13 protein-coding genes are annotated in these 16,595 nt (G+C 57.4%); 5 read left to right on the top strand and 8 right to left on the bottom strand.

All coding sequences use genetic code 11. From position 1 onward, the window contains the following. Nucleotides 1–245: 245 nt before the first annotated feature. The 4 genes from KFO72_RS37400 to KFO72_RS37385 form a co-directional block, all read right to left on the bottom strand. Nucleotides 246–1,082, bottom strand: coding sequence for an EAL domain-containing protein (locus KFO72_RS37400; RefSeq protein WP_225034190.1), 837 nt, complete (start codon nt 1,080–1,082; stop codon nt 246–248). Between the two features lie 520 nt (nt 1,083–1,602). Further along, a complete protein-coding gene (locus tag KFO72_RS37395) occupies nt 1,603–3,024 on the bottom strand; it encodes a heavy metal sensor histidine kinase (protein WP_225034189.1) in 1,422 nt (473 codons plus the stop codon). A 115-nt stretch (nt 3,025–3,139) separates the two neighbouring features. After that, nucleotides 3,140–3,754, bottom strand: coding sequence for a hypothetical protein (locus tag KFO72_RS37390; RefSeq protein WP_225034188.1), 615 nt, complete (start codon nt 3,752–3,754; stop codon nt 3,140–3,142). Between the two features lie 51 nt (nt 3,755–3,805). Further along, nucleotides 3,806–4,120 (bottom strand): hypothetical protein, encoded by a 315-nt coding sequence (locus tag KFO72_RS37385; RefSeq protein WP_224101833.1) that lies wholly within the window; start codon nt 4,118–4,120, stop codon nt 3,806–3,808. Nucleotides 4,121–4,541: 421 nt separating this feature from the next. On the opposite strand from KFO72_RS37385, the gene KFO72_RS37380 reads away from it, so the two are divergent. Beyond that, a complete protein-coding gene (locus KFO72_RS37380; protein ID WP_082670391.1) occupies nt 4,542–5,294 on the top strand; it encodes a MipA/OmpV family protein in 753 nt (250 codons plus the stop codon). Nucleotides 5,295–5,627: 333 nt separating this feature from the next. Here KFO72_RS37380 and KFO72_RS37375 read toward each other — a convergent pair whose 3' ends face one another. The 3 genes from KFO72_RS37375 to irlR form a co-directional block, all read right to left on the bottom strand. Continuing rightward, complete coding sequence (locus tag KFO72_RS37375) at nt 5,628–6,788, bottom strand: porin (RefSeq protein WP_225034187.1); 1,161 nt, start codon at nt 6,786–6,788, stop codon at nt 5,628–5,630. Nucleotides 6,789–7,153: 365 nt separating this feature from the next. Continuing rightward, on the bottom strand, nt 7,154–8,551 hold the full coding sequence (locus KFO72_RS37370) for a heavy metal sensor histidine kinase (RefSeq protein WP_263627979.1): 1,398 nt from the start codon (nt 8,549–8,551) through the stop codon (nt 7,154–7,156). Nucleotides 8,552–8,992: 441 nt separating this feature from the next. Beyond that, the gene (irlR, locus tag KFO72_RS37365; protein WP_054934602.1) at nt 8,993–9,676 is read right to left on the bottom strand and encodes a heavy metal response regulator transcription factor IrlR; all 684 of its coding nucleotides are present in this window, start codon (nt 9,674–9,676) and stop codon (nt 8,993–8,995) included. Nucleotides 9,677–9,966: 290 nt separating this feature from the next. Between irlR and KFO72_RS37360 the strand changes: the two genes are divergently transcribed. The 3 genes from KFO72_RS37360 to KFO72_RS37350 all read left to right on the top strand — a co-directional run bounded on the left by KFO72_RS37360 (nt 9,967) and on the right by KFO72_RS37350 (nt 14,108). Beyond that, on the top strand, nt 9,967–11,217 hold the full coding sequence (locus KFO72_RS37360; RefSeq protein ID WP_225034186.1) for an IS701 family transposase: 1,251 nt from the start codon (nt 9,967–9,969) through the stop codon (nt 11,215–11,217). Between the two features lie 162 nt (nt 11,218–11,379). After that, nucleotides 11,380–12,969: a hypothetical protein gene (locus KFO72_RS37355; RefSeq protein ID WP_225034185.1), complete on the top strand. Its 1,590-nt coding sequence runs from the start codon at nt 11,380–11,382 to the stop codon at nt 12,967–12,969. Nucleotides 12,970–13,181: 212 nt separating this feature from the next. Next, nucleotides 13,182–14,108, top strand: coding sequence for a transporter (locus tag KFO72_RS37350; protein WP_225034184.1), 927 nt, complete (start codon nt 13,182–13,184; stop codon nt 14,106–14,108). A 267-nt stretch (nt 14,109–14,375) separates the two neighbouring features. Here the strand turns inward: KFO72_RS37350 and KFO72_RS37345 are convergent, their stop codons facing one another. Next, nucleotides 14,376–15,302, bottom strand: a complete 927-nt coding sequence (locus KFO72_RS37345) for a LysR family transcriptional regulator (RefSeq protein WP_225034191.1) — start codon at nt 15,300–15,302, stop codon at nt 14,376–14,378. A gap of 124 nt (nt 15,303–15,426) precedes the next feature. Between KFO72_RS37345 and KFO72_RS37340 the strand changes: the two genes are divergently transcribed. Next, nucleotides 15,427–16,359 carry a DMT family transporter gene (locus tag KFO72_RS37340; protein WP_225034183.1) on the top strand — a complete coding sequence of 311 codons (933 nt, stop codon included), beginning with the start codon at nt 15,427–15,429 and terminating at the stop codon, nt 16,357–16,359. Nucleotides 16,360–16,595: the final 236 nt, after the last annotated feature.

Genomic DNA, 16,595 nt, shown 5'->3' with positions numbered 1-16,595 from the left:
CCGCCCCGCACAGGGGCGACGCTTGAAGCACGCTAACGATTCGCGGATGCCAGCGAAAAACCAACCCAGCCCAACTCAAACCCAAACCCTAAAAGCAAATCCCGACGTGAGCGACGTATTTGCCGTGTGAGCCCAGCCCGCCCTCGACACGCTGACATCGATGCGCGCACAAAGTATCAATACGCCTGTGACCACGGTGGACCTCGATCTCGAATCGGCGATCGAAACACGCGTTTCGCGCTTTTTTATGGCGTGCGCAATAGCTGCAAACGTGGAGAACGCGCACAACGCCTGCGCTCATCCCGCTTCACCGATTGCGCATGTTCCGCTAGCCACGGCAATAATTCAACAACAGGCATCGCTTTCGCGAAGTACCAGCCCTGTCCATACTGCACCCCCTTGCGCATCAGATACTCCGCCTGCGCCGCCGATTCGATGCCCTCGGCGACGATTTCCATTCCCAGATCATGTGCCATCGCGATGATGTGCGGTGCGACCACGCTGCTGGCGTGCGCATTCTCGACGGGATTGACGAATGCCTTGTCGAGCTTCAGCGCATCGACGTGAAATGTCCCCAGGTAAGAAAGACAGGAATATCCTGTGCCGAAATCGTCGATGTACACAGGATGCCCCGCCCATCTGAGCGCGGCAATGATGCTACGCGTCGCATCCGGATGCATGAAACCTCTTTCTGTGGCTTCGATGCCCACTTGCGAAGCACGGACGCCCGTCCATTTCAACGCCTGCGCGAGAACATCCAGAAAGCGGACGCTGCGAAGGTCGTCGCTGCCCACATTGATCGAAACGCGAAACGACCGATCCGAGCTCAGTACGCACGCCAGGTCGTCAAGGCTCTTGTGGAGCACGAGATCGGTCAATGGTCCCATCAGCCGATGCTGTTCCGCCAGGCCAACGACGATCTCCGGCGAGATATCCTGGCCATGCAACCGCCATCTGAGTAGCGATTCGACACCGACGCAGGTGTTGTCGGCGAGCCTGATGACGGGCTGATAAGACACCTCCAGGGTTTTACGGGCGATAGCCAGCCTCAGCTGCTCGAGTAGTGCGAGTTCGGAAATCATGAAATCGTGCGATTGACGGGCGGAGTACATAGCATGCCGTCCCGTCGCTGCTCTTGCATGACGCAGACATGATAAACGCGTCATGGTCGGCGATCCGGCGGCGCGATCAATTGGCGAACTGTGTGAACAACTCGAATCTGACTTCCGTCTGCCACGCCCGCCGATTAGCCACTCCGGTGTCCTCGTACGGGATGATGGGTTCTATCGAACATTTCCGTTCACACATGACATGTCTGGTCACCGCGCTCGTCGTGTCCAGACATGGATGGGATGGTTACAGATAGCCCAGCGTCACAGTCGCATTGCCGTCCAACTCGATATCGTCGGAGGTGGGCAATGTATTCTATTCGACCTGGCAATCACCTCCCGAAGGACTTCTTCAGCGTTGGAGCGCACGCCACAATGCGCGAGAACATCTGCATTTGAGCGGCACCAGACGAACGAGCGCGACGCTTTAAGCGTTCAGCGATAGCAGTTGATTGAAGGTGTGGCGGTAGAGCCCGCCACCTGCGTCGCGAATTCAGGACGTGTCGCCGGAACCCGCTTCCCGGTTCACGTCTGCAAAAGGAAAGCGAAGCCAGAACGTAGTGCGCACGCCCGGACAGCTCTCCACACCGCATTGTCCACCATGGTTTTCCATGATCGATTTCACGATCGCGAGTCCGAGGCCGGTTCCCGAGCCGCGATTGTGCCGCGACGGATCGATTCGGTAAAACCGTTCAAAGATGCGATCGACATGCTCTCGCCCAATGCCCTCGCCCGTATCCGTGACCGCGATTTCCGCTGCACCGGCTTTCTCGCGGCATGTGACGAAAATAACCGACCCGCGAGGCGCATGGGCCAGCGCATTGGAAAGCAGATTACTCAAGGCACGCTGGAAAAGCAGCAGGTCCGCGCGAACTTCGGCGCGCCCGCTCAATTCGATGGTGACGCCCGCATCGGATGCCACGGTTTCGTAGTAGCCCGCCACCCGTCCGGCCTCGACTACGGCGTCAAGCAAGCAGACCTTGACTAGCGTGTGCGCTTTCTCCGAGCGTGCAAGGAAGAGCATATCTTCGATCATTCCCGACAGACGCTGATACTCCTCCACGCTCGACTCGATGACGTCACGGTATTCCTCCGTGCTGCGCGGCAGCGACAGTGCCACCTGCGCCGCTGCCTGCAGATTCGTCAACGGCGTACGCATATCATGTGCGAGATTCGAGGAGAACTGGCCGAGGCGCGTAAACGAATCGTTCAGCCTTTCAAGCATGCCATTGAAAGCGTGCTCCAGTTCCTTCAACTCCTGCGATGTATCGAATCCAGATAAAGGTTGCGCGAGACGGCACGTGGACATCTCCTCCGCATAAGAGACGAAGCGTCGAAGCGGGCTGAGCCCGAACACGGTAATGGCGTACGCAAATGCTGCTGCGATTCCTACACCCACCACTTCGATCAGCATGATCGTCCACGCGTGCGCGCGCAACGAGGCAAGGTTTTCCGATTTGTCGTACTGGACCACGACGCGCACCGATACACAGTCTCCGGCGAGCCGCGCCAGTGCCGTGATATAGCGAAACCTCGCGCCTCGGGTATCGAACGCGGCATTCCGGCGATCCGGCGGCAGATCGCCGAGCAGTGCAAATGGCTGGAAGCCACGCGTGCTGACGAGACGGCGTCCGGCCATATCGTAGATGGCCATATCCATGTTCTGATGGCCCTCCATCTGATCGGTCCAGACATGGGGATGGTTCGAGATGCGACTCGTCGCGCGCACGTTTGCGAGATCGGCTTGCAGTGCCTCAAGCGTCGCCTGCATATGACCGCTCGCCGCCAAGGACATTCGACTGCGCAGGGCCTCATAAAGCGCGGCGCCACTGAGTGCCAGAATGACCGAGGTAGAGACAAAAATCAGAGCGGTTAACCTCGCCCCCAGAGTTCGCGGCAAGAATCGATTGTTCATCGGTTACGCAATTGCCTCGTTCTTGTCGAGCGTCGCCCGTGCCGGAAAGTCAGAGAAGTGCCTGTACGCGCCGATAGACTTCTTTGCGTGTCCAGCTGCTGCTTGCAGGCTCGCCCTAATGCGCACTAATAGGCGTCACCCGCGTCGCATACGCCGATACGAACACGGCATGTACGGTATCGCCCACCTTCAAAGTCTTGAAGTCGATGTCAGGACCGACTACGAGCGTGACTGCCTGATAGGCCCCTCGCAACCGCACCTCGCGCTTGCTGGCGTTCATATCGAGCACTGTGGCCTGAACCTCGATCTGACGCGCGGCGCTGTATCCCGACGGTGTCGACTGGTACACGCTCGAATCGACGCGCTTGCGAATCCCCTTGTCCGCATCAGCGACCTTGTCCGCCGACACGAGCAACGCGTTTTTGTAGAGCACTTCAACATGATCGCCAACGCGGAGTTGATTGAAATTTTCGACTTGCGGACCTATCGCAACATCGATGTCGTGTCCCTTCGGACCATGCAGGGTAATGATGCGCGATGCACGGTCGATATCGGCGATCCGTGCCTTGATATCCACGGGTGGCGCCGTCGCGAGAAGCGCCTGTACCCGTGCGGCAAGCGCGGATTGCTCTTGCACACCCGAAGCGGGTTGAGCGGTCTGCGCGCTCGCCCACGGCGCGACGCTCATGCTAACGATAACCGCCACTGCCAACGTCGTTGCTTTAATCATCCAAATTGTCCTGTTTAAAGGGATTCTTTTCTCGAGGGTAACTCACCCCGGTTATTCCGATAGCGGTTCGCGCGGCGCACGCCAGACAACTTTCCGGTCTCCTCCGACATCACGATCGCCTAGGCCCACGGAACTCGAAGTGCTTTCCCGTTCGCATCGTTCCCGGCGCATTGACGCTGCAATCAGAAGCGACACAATCGGCACGACAACGGGAAAAAGAAGAACAGCACCGACGCGCCCCGCGATCTCGCAAATATCGATAGTCAACCCCAAGAGGTGTGTGCGGATCGAGCGCCATAGACTGTGATCGACCAGGAGGATCGGGATCGCCCTGGCCGTATGTATCAACACCTGCCAGTAACTCATTGGAAGTTCCTTGGGTTCTCTTCACACGCATACGCTAGACGCCATTTTTTAACACGACCTACAGTTTGAAATTCAAGTAACAGTAAGATCATTGATAAAACATAAATTTCCTTATTCAAATAAAAGTCCGGATCGAAAAATGACCAATATGGACGACCCAATCCTCAGAACGAAGGTAGAGTAAAAATTCATTCCGGCCCGGTCAACGCACCTATTTAATCCACACACCAGATCTGAATATCAATTGATGAACAAACGCGTCTCCGGAAAATAGATTCCATATCGCTTCAATTTTTCAAACGCGTTCTATTTATTAAGTAACCCTATTCAAACGATCAAATTCCAGCGTCTCGCCCATGGTGGACGCTCCAGTGCGCCATTGCCAGCCCTGGATTTCAGATCGATCATTAAGGAATCGAACATGCGATATCTCCACGCCGCAGCAGCGCTAACCATTGGCGCGGCCATGGTGATTTCATCAAGATTTGCCCACTCCGCCGAGGCCTCGCTTGGCGCACAAGTCAATGTCATGCCCAAATACGATGGTGCGGCATCGTACCGCGCACTGCCCTTGCCATTATTCGCCTACGACAATGGACTCTTTTTTGTTTCCGGGCTCTCAGCCGGAATACGCTATCCGATCGGAGCCGGCATTTCGACGGGTTTGATTGCGCAGTTCGATTTTGGGCGGGACGCGGACGATTCATCTCGCCTTGCCGGAACCAACGATATCTCCAATACGGCCCGCGTCGGCGCGTTCGTGGATTGGCGTCGCGGCAAGTGGCACGCGTCGCTCAATGCGCTGCAGGCGACTCACAGTGGATATGGTCTTAAGGTCCGTCTCGCGGGCAGTTACGCTGCTTTGGCGACGCCGAAAAACACGGTCCACCTGGCGGTGGGCGCAACCTTCGGTAATGGGGATTACATGAATACTTATTTCGGCGTTACCGAGCAGGAGTCACTTGCAAGCCAGTCGAGGCTCGCCGGATATTCGCCCTCCGGGGGCATCAAGGGTGTCGACGCCAGCGTTACGTGGAAGCATCAACTCAACCCGCATTGGAGCACGGCTGCCGTGCTGGGTGTGTCCAGTCTGGTGGGCGACGCAGCCGACAGCCCAGTCGTCGAACACAAGGCTGCTATCTTCGGATCGGTAGGACTGGCGTACCGGTTCTGATTCCATCGCTGCCGGATGCATGTGCCTGCACATGCATCCGGATGTTCGTGGTCGCAGTCCGGTACTCGGACGGCCCAGTTTCAATTCACCTTCCTGAAACGCGCATCCGCGCACATCGTCCCGCTGAGCAGGTTCAGTCCATGACGCGTCGAGCTGAACCTAAAGGTTCGCGAGCGGCCTCGAACAGTACTTTCGATGCACTACCAGACGGGCCTTCACCGTCCTTCTACCAGCGAAGACCCACCAACCATGCGGGCGGATTTCGACTTCGCACTCCCCTCGCTTCGCAAAGGGCAGATCACGGATTCTGCAATCTGCCCGATCTCCCGTCGATCAGAAGCGGTGGCGCAGTCCGATCGTTGCTGCGGCCTGGTTGTTGGTTGACGACGGCGACAGCAGGTTGATGGACGCCACGTTCGCGATGCCGTTACCGTTCGCGTCATAACCGAGCGAGCCAGAAGCGTGCTGGTACACGCCAGCCAGGTACACGTCCGTCCGCTTGCTCAGCGAATAGTCGGTACCCAACACGAATGTGTGCCACTTCGGCGAATTGCTGCTGTTGCTGCCTGTCACCGTGCCGTCAGTGAACGTGTACGAACTGACGATTGCCAGTGCCGGCGTCAGCCTGTACTGCCCGTTGATTTCATAATTGTCCAGATGCAGGTTCATCCCCGTAAGGCCAGGCAGTGCAGCACCGCCGCTCGACAGGCTCGCGAGGCCGTCGATCTGCGAATGCGTCCACACCAGACCGACCTGTGCCGGGCCGAACGCATAAGTGGCGCCCAAACCGTAAGTGCGCTGCAGCGTCGCCGAAATGTTCTGACTTGCCGACGCTGCGCTGTTCGCTCCGCCGAGTCCACCTGAGTTATCCGATTGTGTGTAACCTGCGGCGACGTTCAGTGGACCAGTCCCGTACCTCGCGCCCAGGCTCCACGTGCGGCCGTTCGCAAAGCCGTTCGCGTCGTTGCTGAAACCATACATGCCGCCAAACTCGACACCCGCATAGTTCGGGCTGGTGTACTTGACCGCGTTCTTGGTCGAGTATGTTTGCGCGAGATTGTCGTTGTCGAACGGATGGCCGGCGAGATTGTTGCCAAAGCCAGCACCTGCAGCCGACAGCGGCCCGAGATATTCCGAGGTCGAATCGTATTGACGTCCCAGCGTCACAGAGCCATATCGGTCGCTCTTCAGGCCGACGAAGGCTTGACGGTTAAAGATATCGTCGTTGTTATGGAAGCCGCCGTTGTTCAGATCGAAGCCGCTTTCTACCGTAAAGACGGCCTTCAGGCCGCCGCCGAGTTCTTCGGCACCGCGCAAGCCAAAGTAGTTGTTCGACAGATTGCCGCTACCTTGTTGCCAGACACTCTTTCCGCTGACGTTGTTCGCATACGTGATGCCGGCGTCGATCGAGCCATACAGAGTGACGCTGCTTTGTGCGTGCGCGCTCACCGCAAAGGCACCCACAGCGCAGGCGAGAACGATTTGTTGTTTCATGCTTCAAACTCCTTAGTACATGGAAATCTCCCGATTGCTCATATGGCAGAAGCAATCGGAAATCTGACGAATCAGATTGCCGAGTATTCCATTTATTTGAAGCACTTTCGCTTTAGTGTGACACCGCGATATACCATCGAAATGGAACTTCTACGTGACCAAGATGCATAGACAGTTGTTTTAAAAGACATAAATAGATCGGTACGTGTTTCGATATAGGGTGCTCCACATTGCCTTTGTCCCGCCGAATACACATCTTCGCGATTCGCACATGGTTCAATAGTGTCAAAACTTCGCTCTCCAGTTTCGCCCGCTTTGATGTTTCCGCTCTAACATCAAAGCAATCACGCATGCCATGCCGTGTATCAATGAGTTTTTTCAACAGGGAACTGTAACCAGAATGTCGTTCCGACGGCTGGGTCACTTTTCACGCCGCACGCTCCGTGGTGCAGATTCATGATCGATTTGACAATGGCAAGCCCGAGTCCCTCACCGTGGGAAATGGCTTTTCCCTGCGGTGGATCGGCGCGGTAGAAACGTTCGAAGATCCGTTCCGCATTCGGCGGCGCAATCCCCGGACCGCGATCGGACACCAGAACCACGACCGCATCCGGCTGCTCCCAACATTCAATGTCGATAGTCGAATTGCGTGGCGCATACACGATCGCGTTAGCGAGCAGGTTGCTGACCGCGCGCTGATACAACAGCAAGTCGGCGTGAATGATTCCCTGCCCACGGACATCGATGGCGATATCGGCCGCTTGCGCCAGCGATTCGTAAAAACCGCTGACGCGACGCGCTTGCGCTGCTGCGTCGAACTCGCAGATCGATAGCGACAGGTCAGCGCGCTCCGCGCGCGCAAGAAACAGCATATCGTCGATCATTCTCGACAAGCGCTCGTATTCATCTACGCTCGATTCAATCACTTCGCGGTATTCGGGCGCAGCACGCGACTGCGCGAGAGCGACCTGAGCCGCCGCTCGCAGATTCGTGAGCGGGGTGCGCAAGTCATGTGCGAGATCGGAAGAGAACTCGCTCAAGCGTGTGAACGAGTCGTCCAGACGCGCCAGCATACCGTTGAACGCCTGTCCGAGTTCCAACAGCTCGGTTGAGCTTGTGAGCTTCGGCAACGGTTGCCCGAGCCCGTCGATCGACATCTGCTCAGCTCGCGTGACAATGCGACGCAGAGGGCTTAGCCCGAGCATCGTCACGCCGTAGGCCGAGATAGCCGCAAGCAGAATGCCTATTGTCCCCATGATAAAAATGATCTCGGCATTCGACCTTACCAACTCGTGCTCTTCACTGCTGTCGTACTGTACGGCGACACGAACCGCCGGGCTGTCACGCCCGTCGAGCGGCACGATGGCCACGAGATATCGCAATGCGGTAGTGGGTGTGGAGAGATTGACAGGATTGCGGGGCGTCTGGACATCCAGAACCGGCGGGTAATTGCGAAAGCCTCGCGTCGAAAGCAACTCCTTACCAGCCACGTCAAACATCGCGAATGCCACGTACTCGCGCCCATGCACATGCTCTGTCCAGGCATCGGGATCGCGTGTAATCCCGTCCGTCGATTTCACTTCGACAAGGTGAACCTGGAGTGCCGACATCAATTGTTCCATCTTGTCGGTTGCATTCGCTTCGACACGACTCATCATGGCTTCATAGACCACAAATCCGCTGACGGCGAACGCTATGGATGCATAGAAAGCGATCAGCACAGTGAGCCGGATACGCAGGCTAGCTGGCAAATAGCGAAGCATGATTGGTTGCCACACGCTATTGCCGCGAGTTACAAGCCGTGAACCGACAGGCTGCCAATCTTGTGCCCGCGTCTTTCTGGCAGCATGCACACGCCGACCACCTCAGAATTGCGCATCCACGACACATTTGCTTTCCCGTTCCGACCGCCGACAAGTGTCCGGTCCATCGCTCACCTTGCCGTTCAGCATCAGCCCATTCCTGACGAAGCAACGGCTCGCGCAGAGCGCTGACTTTCGATACGCGTCGCAATGCCGACTCGGCCCGCCTCATCCGCGCTGCGGACGAAAGAATAGTACTGCGCCTGCCACTGCCATGGGATTAAGCACGCGGGCAACAGGGGCAACTTTGAGAAAGCACAAAGAATTCGCGATGCATATCAAACGCTCACTCGTCAGCACATCGCATCGATTGAAAACACGTACCCGTGCTTCACGAGCGAATCACGGTGTCGCCTGGCTTCGGACTTCCAGGACGTAACCCATGCCCCTGACGGTATGGATCAGCTTGGATTCGAAAGGGTCGTCCAGTTTGGAGCGCAACCGGCGGATGGCCGAATCCACCACGTTCGTGTCGCTGCTGAAATTCATGTCCCACACTTGTGACGCAATGATCGCGCGCGGGAGGATCTCCCCTTCGCGCCGCATCAAAAGCCACAACAGCGCAAACTCTTTTGCGGTCAGCAGAATGACTCTTCCCTGCCTCGTGGCCTTACGACGTGTGAGGTCGAGTTCGAGGTCGGACACACGGAGCGTATTCGAATCCTGCGGCCGCGCGCGGCGAAGGATCGACTTTACGCGTGCAGTCAGTTCGACAAAATCAAAGGGTTTCGCGAGATAGTCGTCAGCGCCGAGTTCGAGCCCCCGGATGCGGTCTCCTACGTCGTCTCTCGCGGTCAGAAAGAGAACCGGCGTCGACTTGCTGCGCCTGAGATTGTGCAACAGTGTCCAGCCGTCTTGCCCTGGCAGCATCACATCCACGATAAGGAGGTCGTAGTCCTCCGTTTCAGCCTGATGCTGTCCGGAAATGCCGTCCTCTACCCAGTCGGCGACATATCCTGCTTCCGTCAAACCCTTGCGTAGATACAAGCCGGTCTTGCCCTCGTCTTCGACAATCAGAATTCGCATCACCTGGTACCTCGTTTGAATCACTTGCGGTCCGAAGACCTTCCAGCAGGCGCACAACAATATCAAAGCGATGGTTTCCGTGGAAGTCTGCTTGTCCTCTGTCGTTCTTCAGAAGCCTCACGCCGCGTCGAACATGACAGGAATGTCATGTTCGCCTCATGCAGACGCAGCGTTCAAACGTCAAGCTACCTGAGTCGAATTTCCACGGTTTCCGCAGCCGCGATTCGCTCATGCAATATTTCGCGAATGCGACAGTAACGCCCGGCGTCTAATGAAGCAATTTCAATGCAATGAGTACATCTCAACGGTTCGATGAATACCTGGAATATCTTTCTCAAGGGTTTCGACACAAGCATCATATTGCCGGCCTGCGCGACTATTGCACGGGTCTAATGCGACCGTTAGAGCGAAAGAGCACGAATGCCATTGCGGAAGATCTTCAGCCTGCACGCGCGGCAGCAATGCGTCAGGCGCTACATCATTTCGTGGCCAGGGCCCCGTGGTGCGATGACGAACTGCTCAGACAGGTCGCCCGTTGGGTGACCCCGCAAATGGCGGGCTTATCCCGCAGCGGTTGGTGGATCATCGGCTGCAATACGTTTCCAAAGCGTGGCAGCCAGCCAGTGGGCGTCGCGAGACAAAATCACGAAGCATCGGGCAGATATGACAAATGTCAAATTGCCGTGAGTGTTTCGCTAGCCTGCGAAAGCGCCAGCCTTCCGATCGGCTGGCGACTGTATTTGCCGCGCGCATGGGCCGACGATCCGATCCGGCGCAGGAAGGCAGGCGTCCCCGCCGACGTGCAGTTTGCGACCAGGCCGAAACTTGCGCTTCAACAAGTCGAGAAGCTGCTTGCCGGGGGAACGCCCTCACGCCCCGTGCTCGCCGATGTCAGCTACGGCATGGACCCGGAGTTCAGGCAAGGGTTGATCGACCTCGGCTTGCCGTACGTATTGGGTGTCACGTCGCAGGCACGCATCTGGCGCCCGCAGGCCGAAGCGCTGCCGTCAACGGGATACAGGGAGACGGGACGTCTGCCGTCGCAAACGTGGCGTACGGCCGATCACTATCCCATCAGCGTCAGAGCGCTGGCCATGGAATTGCCGGCACACGCGTTGCAGACGATCAGCTGGCGCGAAGGAAACGGCAATCTGAGAAGCAGCCGCTTTGGCGTGGCGCGGGTGCAGCATGCCGACAGCCATGCATGCTGGGCGCGACTGCAGCCATTGCAATGGCTGCTATTGAAGTGGCCGCTGGGCGAGCCGGAACCGGTCAAATACTGGCTTTCGACACTGCCTGAAGACACGTCGATCAATGATCTAGTCGCGGCCGCCCATTACCACTGGCGCACGGATCGGGACCACGAGGAACTTCGGCAGGATTTCGGACTTGACCACTATTCGGGCCGGGGTTGGAGAGGATTTCATCACCACACCACGCTATGCACGGCTTCGTATGGCTTCAATCTTGGAGAACGGCTGGCGAGTGAGCGAGACCTCGCTACCCGAAGATTATCAATCTACCCGGAATCTGGCGCGTGATCCGGGTCACCGCCGAGATCCGTCATCACCAATCCACTCGAACCGCTGCACAGGTTCCGTGCGATCCGTTTGTCCAGCCATGTAGATGATCTGGTTTGCTCATTCTTGTGTCTCCGTGTTGTGGACACTTCATGATCGCAATTCCGCGATAAAGGATAATTCATGTCGAAGCGCTTTCGTTTGTTGGCAGGTATCGCCACCCTCATTCCTGCATTCACTCTCCTTGCGCAAGACCTCCCCGCCAACCCAAAACCCAATCCTTATCTGGCCGCAGAAAAATACGCCATTACCCATTTCGATTCGTCCCAGAGCGATTCTTTTCCGTATGCCGTTCCACGCGGCACGTTCGAGGTCGATCTTCGTAAGGAGAAACGGATTGTTGCGGGCCCAGTCAACATCATGACGCTGGCGTCGACGTCTCCGTCTTATATGTGGGGTGTCTCCAGTGAAGGCGTCACCTACATCGACGTGTCGAACGGCGGATTCAAGGAAGTCGCTCGCATCGCGGCGCCAGGCCAGAAGATCATCTCTGCACAGTTGCACGACAGGGTTCTGGGTCAGCATTTCAGTAATGCCGCGCAAGTGCAAAAAGCGGTGACCGATATCTACGGCCTCGATTGGACACGCGCAGTAAATGGCGTCTATTCGGTCGTGGATAAAGATAACAGCGTGTACTACAACACCGCCGATGGATTCTTGACGAAATTCAGTCTGATCGACGAGAAGAACCCATCTGCCGGGATAAAGGTCATCAAAACCATCGATATGCGCTCAGTGATCGGTCCGGACGCGTACCTCGTTGGCACTGGCATCACCTATGACGGAAAGCTCGTCGTCGCATCCAATTTCACGGTGAGTGTTCTCGACCGTTCACTCGAAGGCAAGGCCCGAACGATACGTCTCGCACCGGGTGAAGTCGTGACTAACTCATTTGCGATCGACGATCAGAATGGCATCTACATCGCCTCGAACAAGATCATGCATAAGCTCGTCTGGACGGGTACCAGACTCTCCGATGATCCTGCCGACGGCGCCTGGACGTCACCCTACGACACTGGCGATCAACCCCCAACCATCAAGCTTGGCAATGGCACAGGCTCCACGCCTACGCTGATGGGATTCGGACGGGATCAGGACCAGCTTGTCGTGATCACCGACGGCGCAAATCGCATGCATCTGGTCGCCTTCTGGCGCAATAAAATCCCGACCGGCTGGCAAGCGCCAGCTGGAGCGAAGTCGCGCCGCATTGCAGGCCAGATCGCCGTGACGGCCGGATTGACACCCTTGCCAAAATTCATTCAGACCGAACAGTCGGTGGTCGTGAAGGGCTATGGCGCTTTTGTCGTCAACAACATTTCGCAATCCGGCGAGAAGGACAAGCTTGTCGATGTATTGGCGCTTGGTCCCGTCAACCAGCCGGGCCACGGTACGGAACGTTTCGAGTGGGACCCGAAGGCGCATCGGTGGCAATCCGTCTGGACGAGAAGCGATGTGATTTCGATCAGCATGGTACCGAGCGTCAGTTCAGCGTCGGGTATCGTCTTTGTGAATGGCTATTACAAGAAAACCGGCTGGGAGTTGACAGGTCTTGACTGGGACACGGGTAAAACCGTACAGCGCGTCGAGTTCGGCAAAGACAATCTCGGCAACGGCGCTTACGCAATCATCCAGTACGCGCCCAATGGCGACCTCATCTTCAATAGCATCGGCGGCCCAGTTCGCGTGCATCTGAAAGATCCAGCAAGAACCTGATTGCCTCACCGAACCTGAGCGGCGGGCCGATCTCTGGAAGCATCCCGGGTCGGCCCCTACTCCCGGCCTTTACGCGCAGACACACGTTAACCCGCTAAACCTCATGGAATGCCCACTGATTGCGGCAGGCCAGTCTGCGCCCTTCAGCCCATCGTGAACACCAAGCAGAATCGTGAGACAACACTATGCATAAGCGTCGCTTGATTCAATACATGACCGATAGTCTGCTGACGATCTTGTGTGTGGCCGGCATGACGCAAAATTCGTCGGCGACTGAAACGGGCGTCGGTCGCCCCATAACCGGTCAGCAGGTAACGCCGTACGGGGGAATCGTCCCGCCCAACAGCGAGTGGATTGTCTCGTGGGCGACCATCTATTACGATGGATCGCTTAGCGCCAGCAAGAAAGTATCTACCGGGAATCAGATAACGGGCGGCCTCGATTATCAGGTCGTCTACACGATCGCCAACCTGGTGAAGACCTGGGGAGTCAACCTGGGTGGATGGAACTTTGCTTCATCCATTGGCGTACCTGTTCAATATTCCAATGCGTCGTCGTTCAACGGACTTCTGCGTCCCGACAGTGCCACCCAGTTCGCCGATCTCTTCTTTGCACCTGTCATTGCGGGATATCGTCTCTCGCCCACTGACTACACTGCACTCAGTCTGCAAATCTATGCACCGACGGGCGCTTACAATCCCGATCGTATTGCCAATGCCGGTCAGAACACCTGGACATTTACACCGGGTATCGCCTATACGAAGCTGTTTCCCAGCAACAACCTCGAGCTGACCATCAATTACGGTGTCGAGTTCTACACAACGAATAGCGCCACGAACTATCACAATGCCGCAGTCAGCGTACTCGATGTGCTGGCGCTCAAACGCTTCAGGAGCGGATGGAGCGTAGGCGTCGTAGGTGGGTGGATTCAGCAGCTCGGCAACGATACTGGCCCCACCGCTGATTTGATCGGTGGCGCGAAGGGCTATTCCCTCGGCATGGGTCCAACCATAGGCTGGGCCGGCAAGATTGGGAAAACACCCGTTTCCGCGAATCTCCGATGGGTCAACGAATTTTCCGCCAAGGCAAGACCCAGCGGAAATGCGGTGCAGTTGTCGTTGAGTGCAGCCTTCGAATAGCCCGATTCCAGATTGGCACTAGCAGAAGAATGCGACAATCTGGAGAATCGTTCCAGCCCCTGCAATAACGGTGAATACCGCGGCCAGCCAAACGCCAGCGGTTTCCTCAATCCATTCGCCGTCCGACGACGAATACCCGTTCCGGCCGCCGGTATAGTTCAGGCGTAGATGCCGTCAGCATGAAATCCGGCAGAAGGACAATTCCGAACTGCACGGGTAGCCTTCTGTCACGGAATGCAATACCCATGTCAGCGCTGCCGGGAAACCTCAGTCATCCGCGCTATCGTGCAAGTGGCTTGCGAGGTAATCGATCAGCGCTCGCACCTTCGACGGAAGAAAGCGGTTAGGTGGATATAACAACCAGACGGGCCCCATGTACGAGCGCGCCTCAAACTCCCAATCGACTAGCAACTGGACGAGGCCGCCTTGCTCCAGCGCCTCTACAGCAGCAAAGTCAGGCAAGATCGCAATGCCCAGATCCTGCAACGCCGCCTCGAGACGGGCGCCCGCATGATTGGCGATATAACGCCCTCTTACTTCCAGCGTCTGCGTCTCGGTGGCACGCCGGAAATGCCATCGATTGTCGTCAGCCGTTTCTCCGAGAAACAGGCATTCGTGGCGGGCAAGATCGCGCGGTTCGGTCGGCGTCCCATGTGCCTCGAGATAAGCGGGGGACGCGCATAGCAGCCATTTCACGGTTCCGAGCCGCCGGGCAGCGAGACCCAGCGGAGGCGAACGGGTCAGGCGAATCACGATATCGACGTCGTCGCGTAACGGATCGACTTCGCGGTCGGCGAAAATCAACTGGACGTCCACGTCCGGCAAACAGCGCAGAAATCCAGGGATCAGCGGATGGATAACGGATCGGGCAAATGCAATTGGCGCGCTAATACTGACCCTGCCGCGCGGCTCGCCAACCATCTGGCCCGCGACATCGACCGCACCTGACGCCGCGCCCACCATGTCGCGGCAATACCGGTAGACCTGCGCGCCCGAGTCGGTGACCCGGACACTGCGCGTCGACCGCTCCAGCAAGCGCGTGCCAAGCGCTTCTTCAAGGCGCTTGATCTGCCGGCTTACCGTCGACGGCGTGCTGCCCAACTGGCGCGCGGCAACCGAGAAGTTGCCTGCGTCGACGACGCGGGCAAAAGTCGCCATGTCCGGTAACAACGCAAAAAGCTCAGTGGGATTCATTGCCGTGCTCCCATCGACACATCTGTGCACCTGCGACATAAAAGATGTTCCGCGAGACCCAATTATAGTTTTCGACGCAATACTCGACAATTTGGACTGTGCTAACAGAAATAGACGGTCCGCCATGTCGAAGCAAAAACGCTTGCTCTGGATTTCCGACCTCATGCTGCTCGCGGTCGCGATGGTGTGGGGCACAAGCTATGGCGTCGCGAAGAGCGCGCTCGCGTTCTATCCCGTGCTGGGACTGTTGGCGCTGCGCTTTGGGTTGACCTTCGTGGTGTTGTCGCCCGCTTTGCGTTCGCTGCGGCAGGCGAAGGCGTCCGAACTGGCGGGCACGCTTGCCACGGGTGCGCTACTGCTCAGCATCCTGTTGGCCGAGACGTTTGGGATATCGCTGACACGTGCTTCGAACGCAGCGTTTCTTATCAGTTTGTGTGTCGTGCTCACGCCGCTCGTCGAATGGGTGCTGCTGCATCGAAAGCCGTCGCGCGTTGAAGGTATTGCCGTCGCGCTGTCGTTAGCTGGCGCCGTGTTGGTGAGTGGCGGCGCTTTCATTCCGACTGCAGGCGATGCGCTGATTCTTTTGGCTGCGCTGCTCCGCGCGCTAATGATGTGCGTGACGAGGCGTGTCATGCGCGACTCGACACTCGCTCCACTGTCGGTGACGGCGGTTCAGGCAGGCACCGTCGCGGTTGGCAGTGTTATCGCGGCGTTCGTGTGTCCGTCGCAGCCGTGGCCTGCGCTGCCAACGTTCGCTGGACACGCCGGCTTCTGGATGAGCATCGGCTATCTGGTGGCTGCGTGCACGTTGTTCGCATTCTTCGCGCAGAATTTTGCCGTCAAGCGCAGTAGCCCGACCCGGGTTGCGCTGCTGATGGGAAGCGAACCGGCTTTTGGTGCGCTGTTCGCGTATGCGTGGCTTGGCGAGCACCTGTCTATCTGGGGCTGGGTCGGAGGCGGGTTGATGGTAATGGCATCTGTGCTCGCAACAGCACGCTGGAAAAAAAGCGCCAACGATCGAGTCGAAATGCGTTCAGTGGTTTCGAACGAAGCTTGATGCGCGTGCGGTTTCTCGGACGCCTGTAGCGAAGCCGCAAAGGGACATCGAGGACGAAGATCTGCCCAGCAGTCGTTGCCGAAGTGCGGAGGGGACTAACTCAATTGCGAGTATCGACGGCAATCAGGCGAATTGCGGCCGGTGCGAGCCGAGAATCAGGCACGCTCAGGTTTGGCGTCCAGAAACGCCAAGACCCCGCTTTTGAGGGCGGGGTCTTGTCTTGGGTAAGGAGCCTG

It is taken from the genome of Paraburkholderia sp. XV (genome assembly GCF_020177535.1).
In the GTDB taxonomy this organism is placed as follows: Bacteria; Pseudomonadota; Gammaproteobacteria; order Burkholderiales; family Burkholderiaceae; genus Paraburkholderia; species Paraburkholderia caribensis.
Note: the sequence above shows the minus strand (reverse complement) of the source record. Positions and strands in the feature narration are given on the sequence as shown.

Bases quoted from the DNA above. Each gene is read 5' to 3' on its own strand.
- KFO72_RS37345 (WP_225034191.1), bottom strand. From the start codon at position 15,302: ATGAATCCCACTGAGCTTTTTGCGTTGTTACCGGACATGGCGACTTTT.
- KFO72_RS37360 (WP_225034186.1), top strand. From the start codon at position 9,967: ATGAGTACATCTCAACGGTTCGATGAATACCTGGAATATCTTTCTCAA.
- KFO72_RS37375 (WP_225034187.1), bottom strand. From the start codon at position 6,788: ATGAAACAACAAATCGTTCTCGCCTGCGCTGTGGGTGCCTTTGCGGTG.
- KFO72_RS37340 (WP_225034183.1), top strand. From the start codon at position 15,427: ATGTCGAAGCAAAAACGCTTGCTCTGGATTTCCGACCTCATGCTGCTC.
- KFO72_RS37395 (WP_225034189.1), bottom strand. From the start codon at position 3,024: ATGAACAATCGATTCTTGCCGCGAACTCTGGGGGCGAGGTTAACCGCT.
- KFO72_RS37380 (WP_082670391.1), top strand. From the start codon at position 4,542: ATGCGATATCTCCACGCCGCAGCAGCGCTAACCATTGGCGCGGCCATG.
- KFO72_RS37350 (WP_225034184.1), top strand. From the start codon at position 13,182: ATGACCGATAGTCTGCTGACGATCTTGTGTGTGGCCGGCATGACGCAA.
- KFO72_RS37355 (WP_225034185.1), top strand. From the start codon at position 11,380: ATGTCGAAGCGCTTTCGTTTGTTGGCAGGTATCGCCACCCTCATTCCT.
- irlR (WP_054934602.1), bottom strand. From the start codon at position 9,676: ATGCGAATTCTGATTGTCGAAGACGAGGGCAAGACCGGCTTGTATCTA.
- KFO72_RS37400 (WP_225034190.1), bottom strand. From the start codon at position 1,082: ATGATTTCCGAACTCGCACTACTCGAGCAGCTGAGGCTGGCTATCGCC.
- KFO72_RS37390 (WP_225034188.1), bottom strand. From the start codon at position 3,754: ATGATTAAAGCAACGACGTTGGCAGTGGCGGTTATCGTTAGCATGAGC.
- KFO72_RS37370 (WP_263627979.1), bottom strand. From the start codon at position 8,551: ATGCTTCGCTATTTGCCAGCTAGCCTGCGTATCCGGCTCACTGTGCTG.
- KFO72_RS37385 (WP_224101833.1), bottom strand. From the start codon at position 4,120: ATGAGTTACTGGCAGGTGTTGATACATACGGCCAGGGCGATCCCGATC.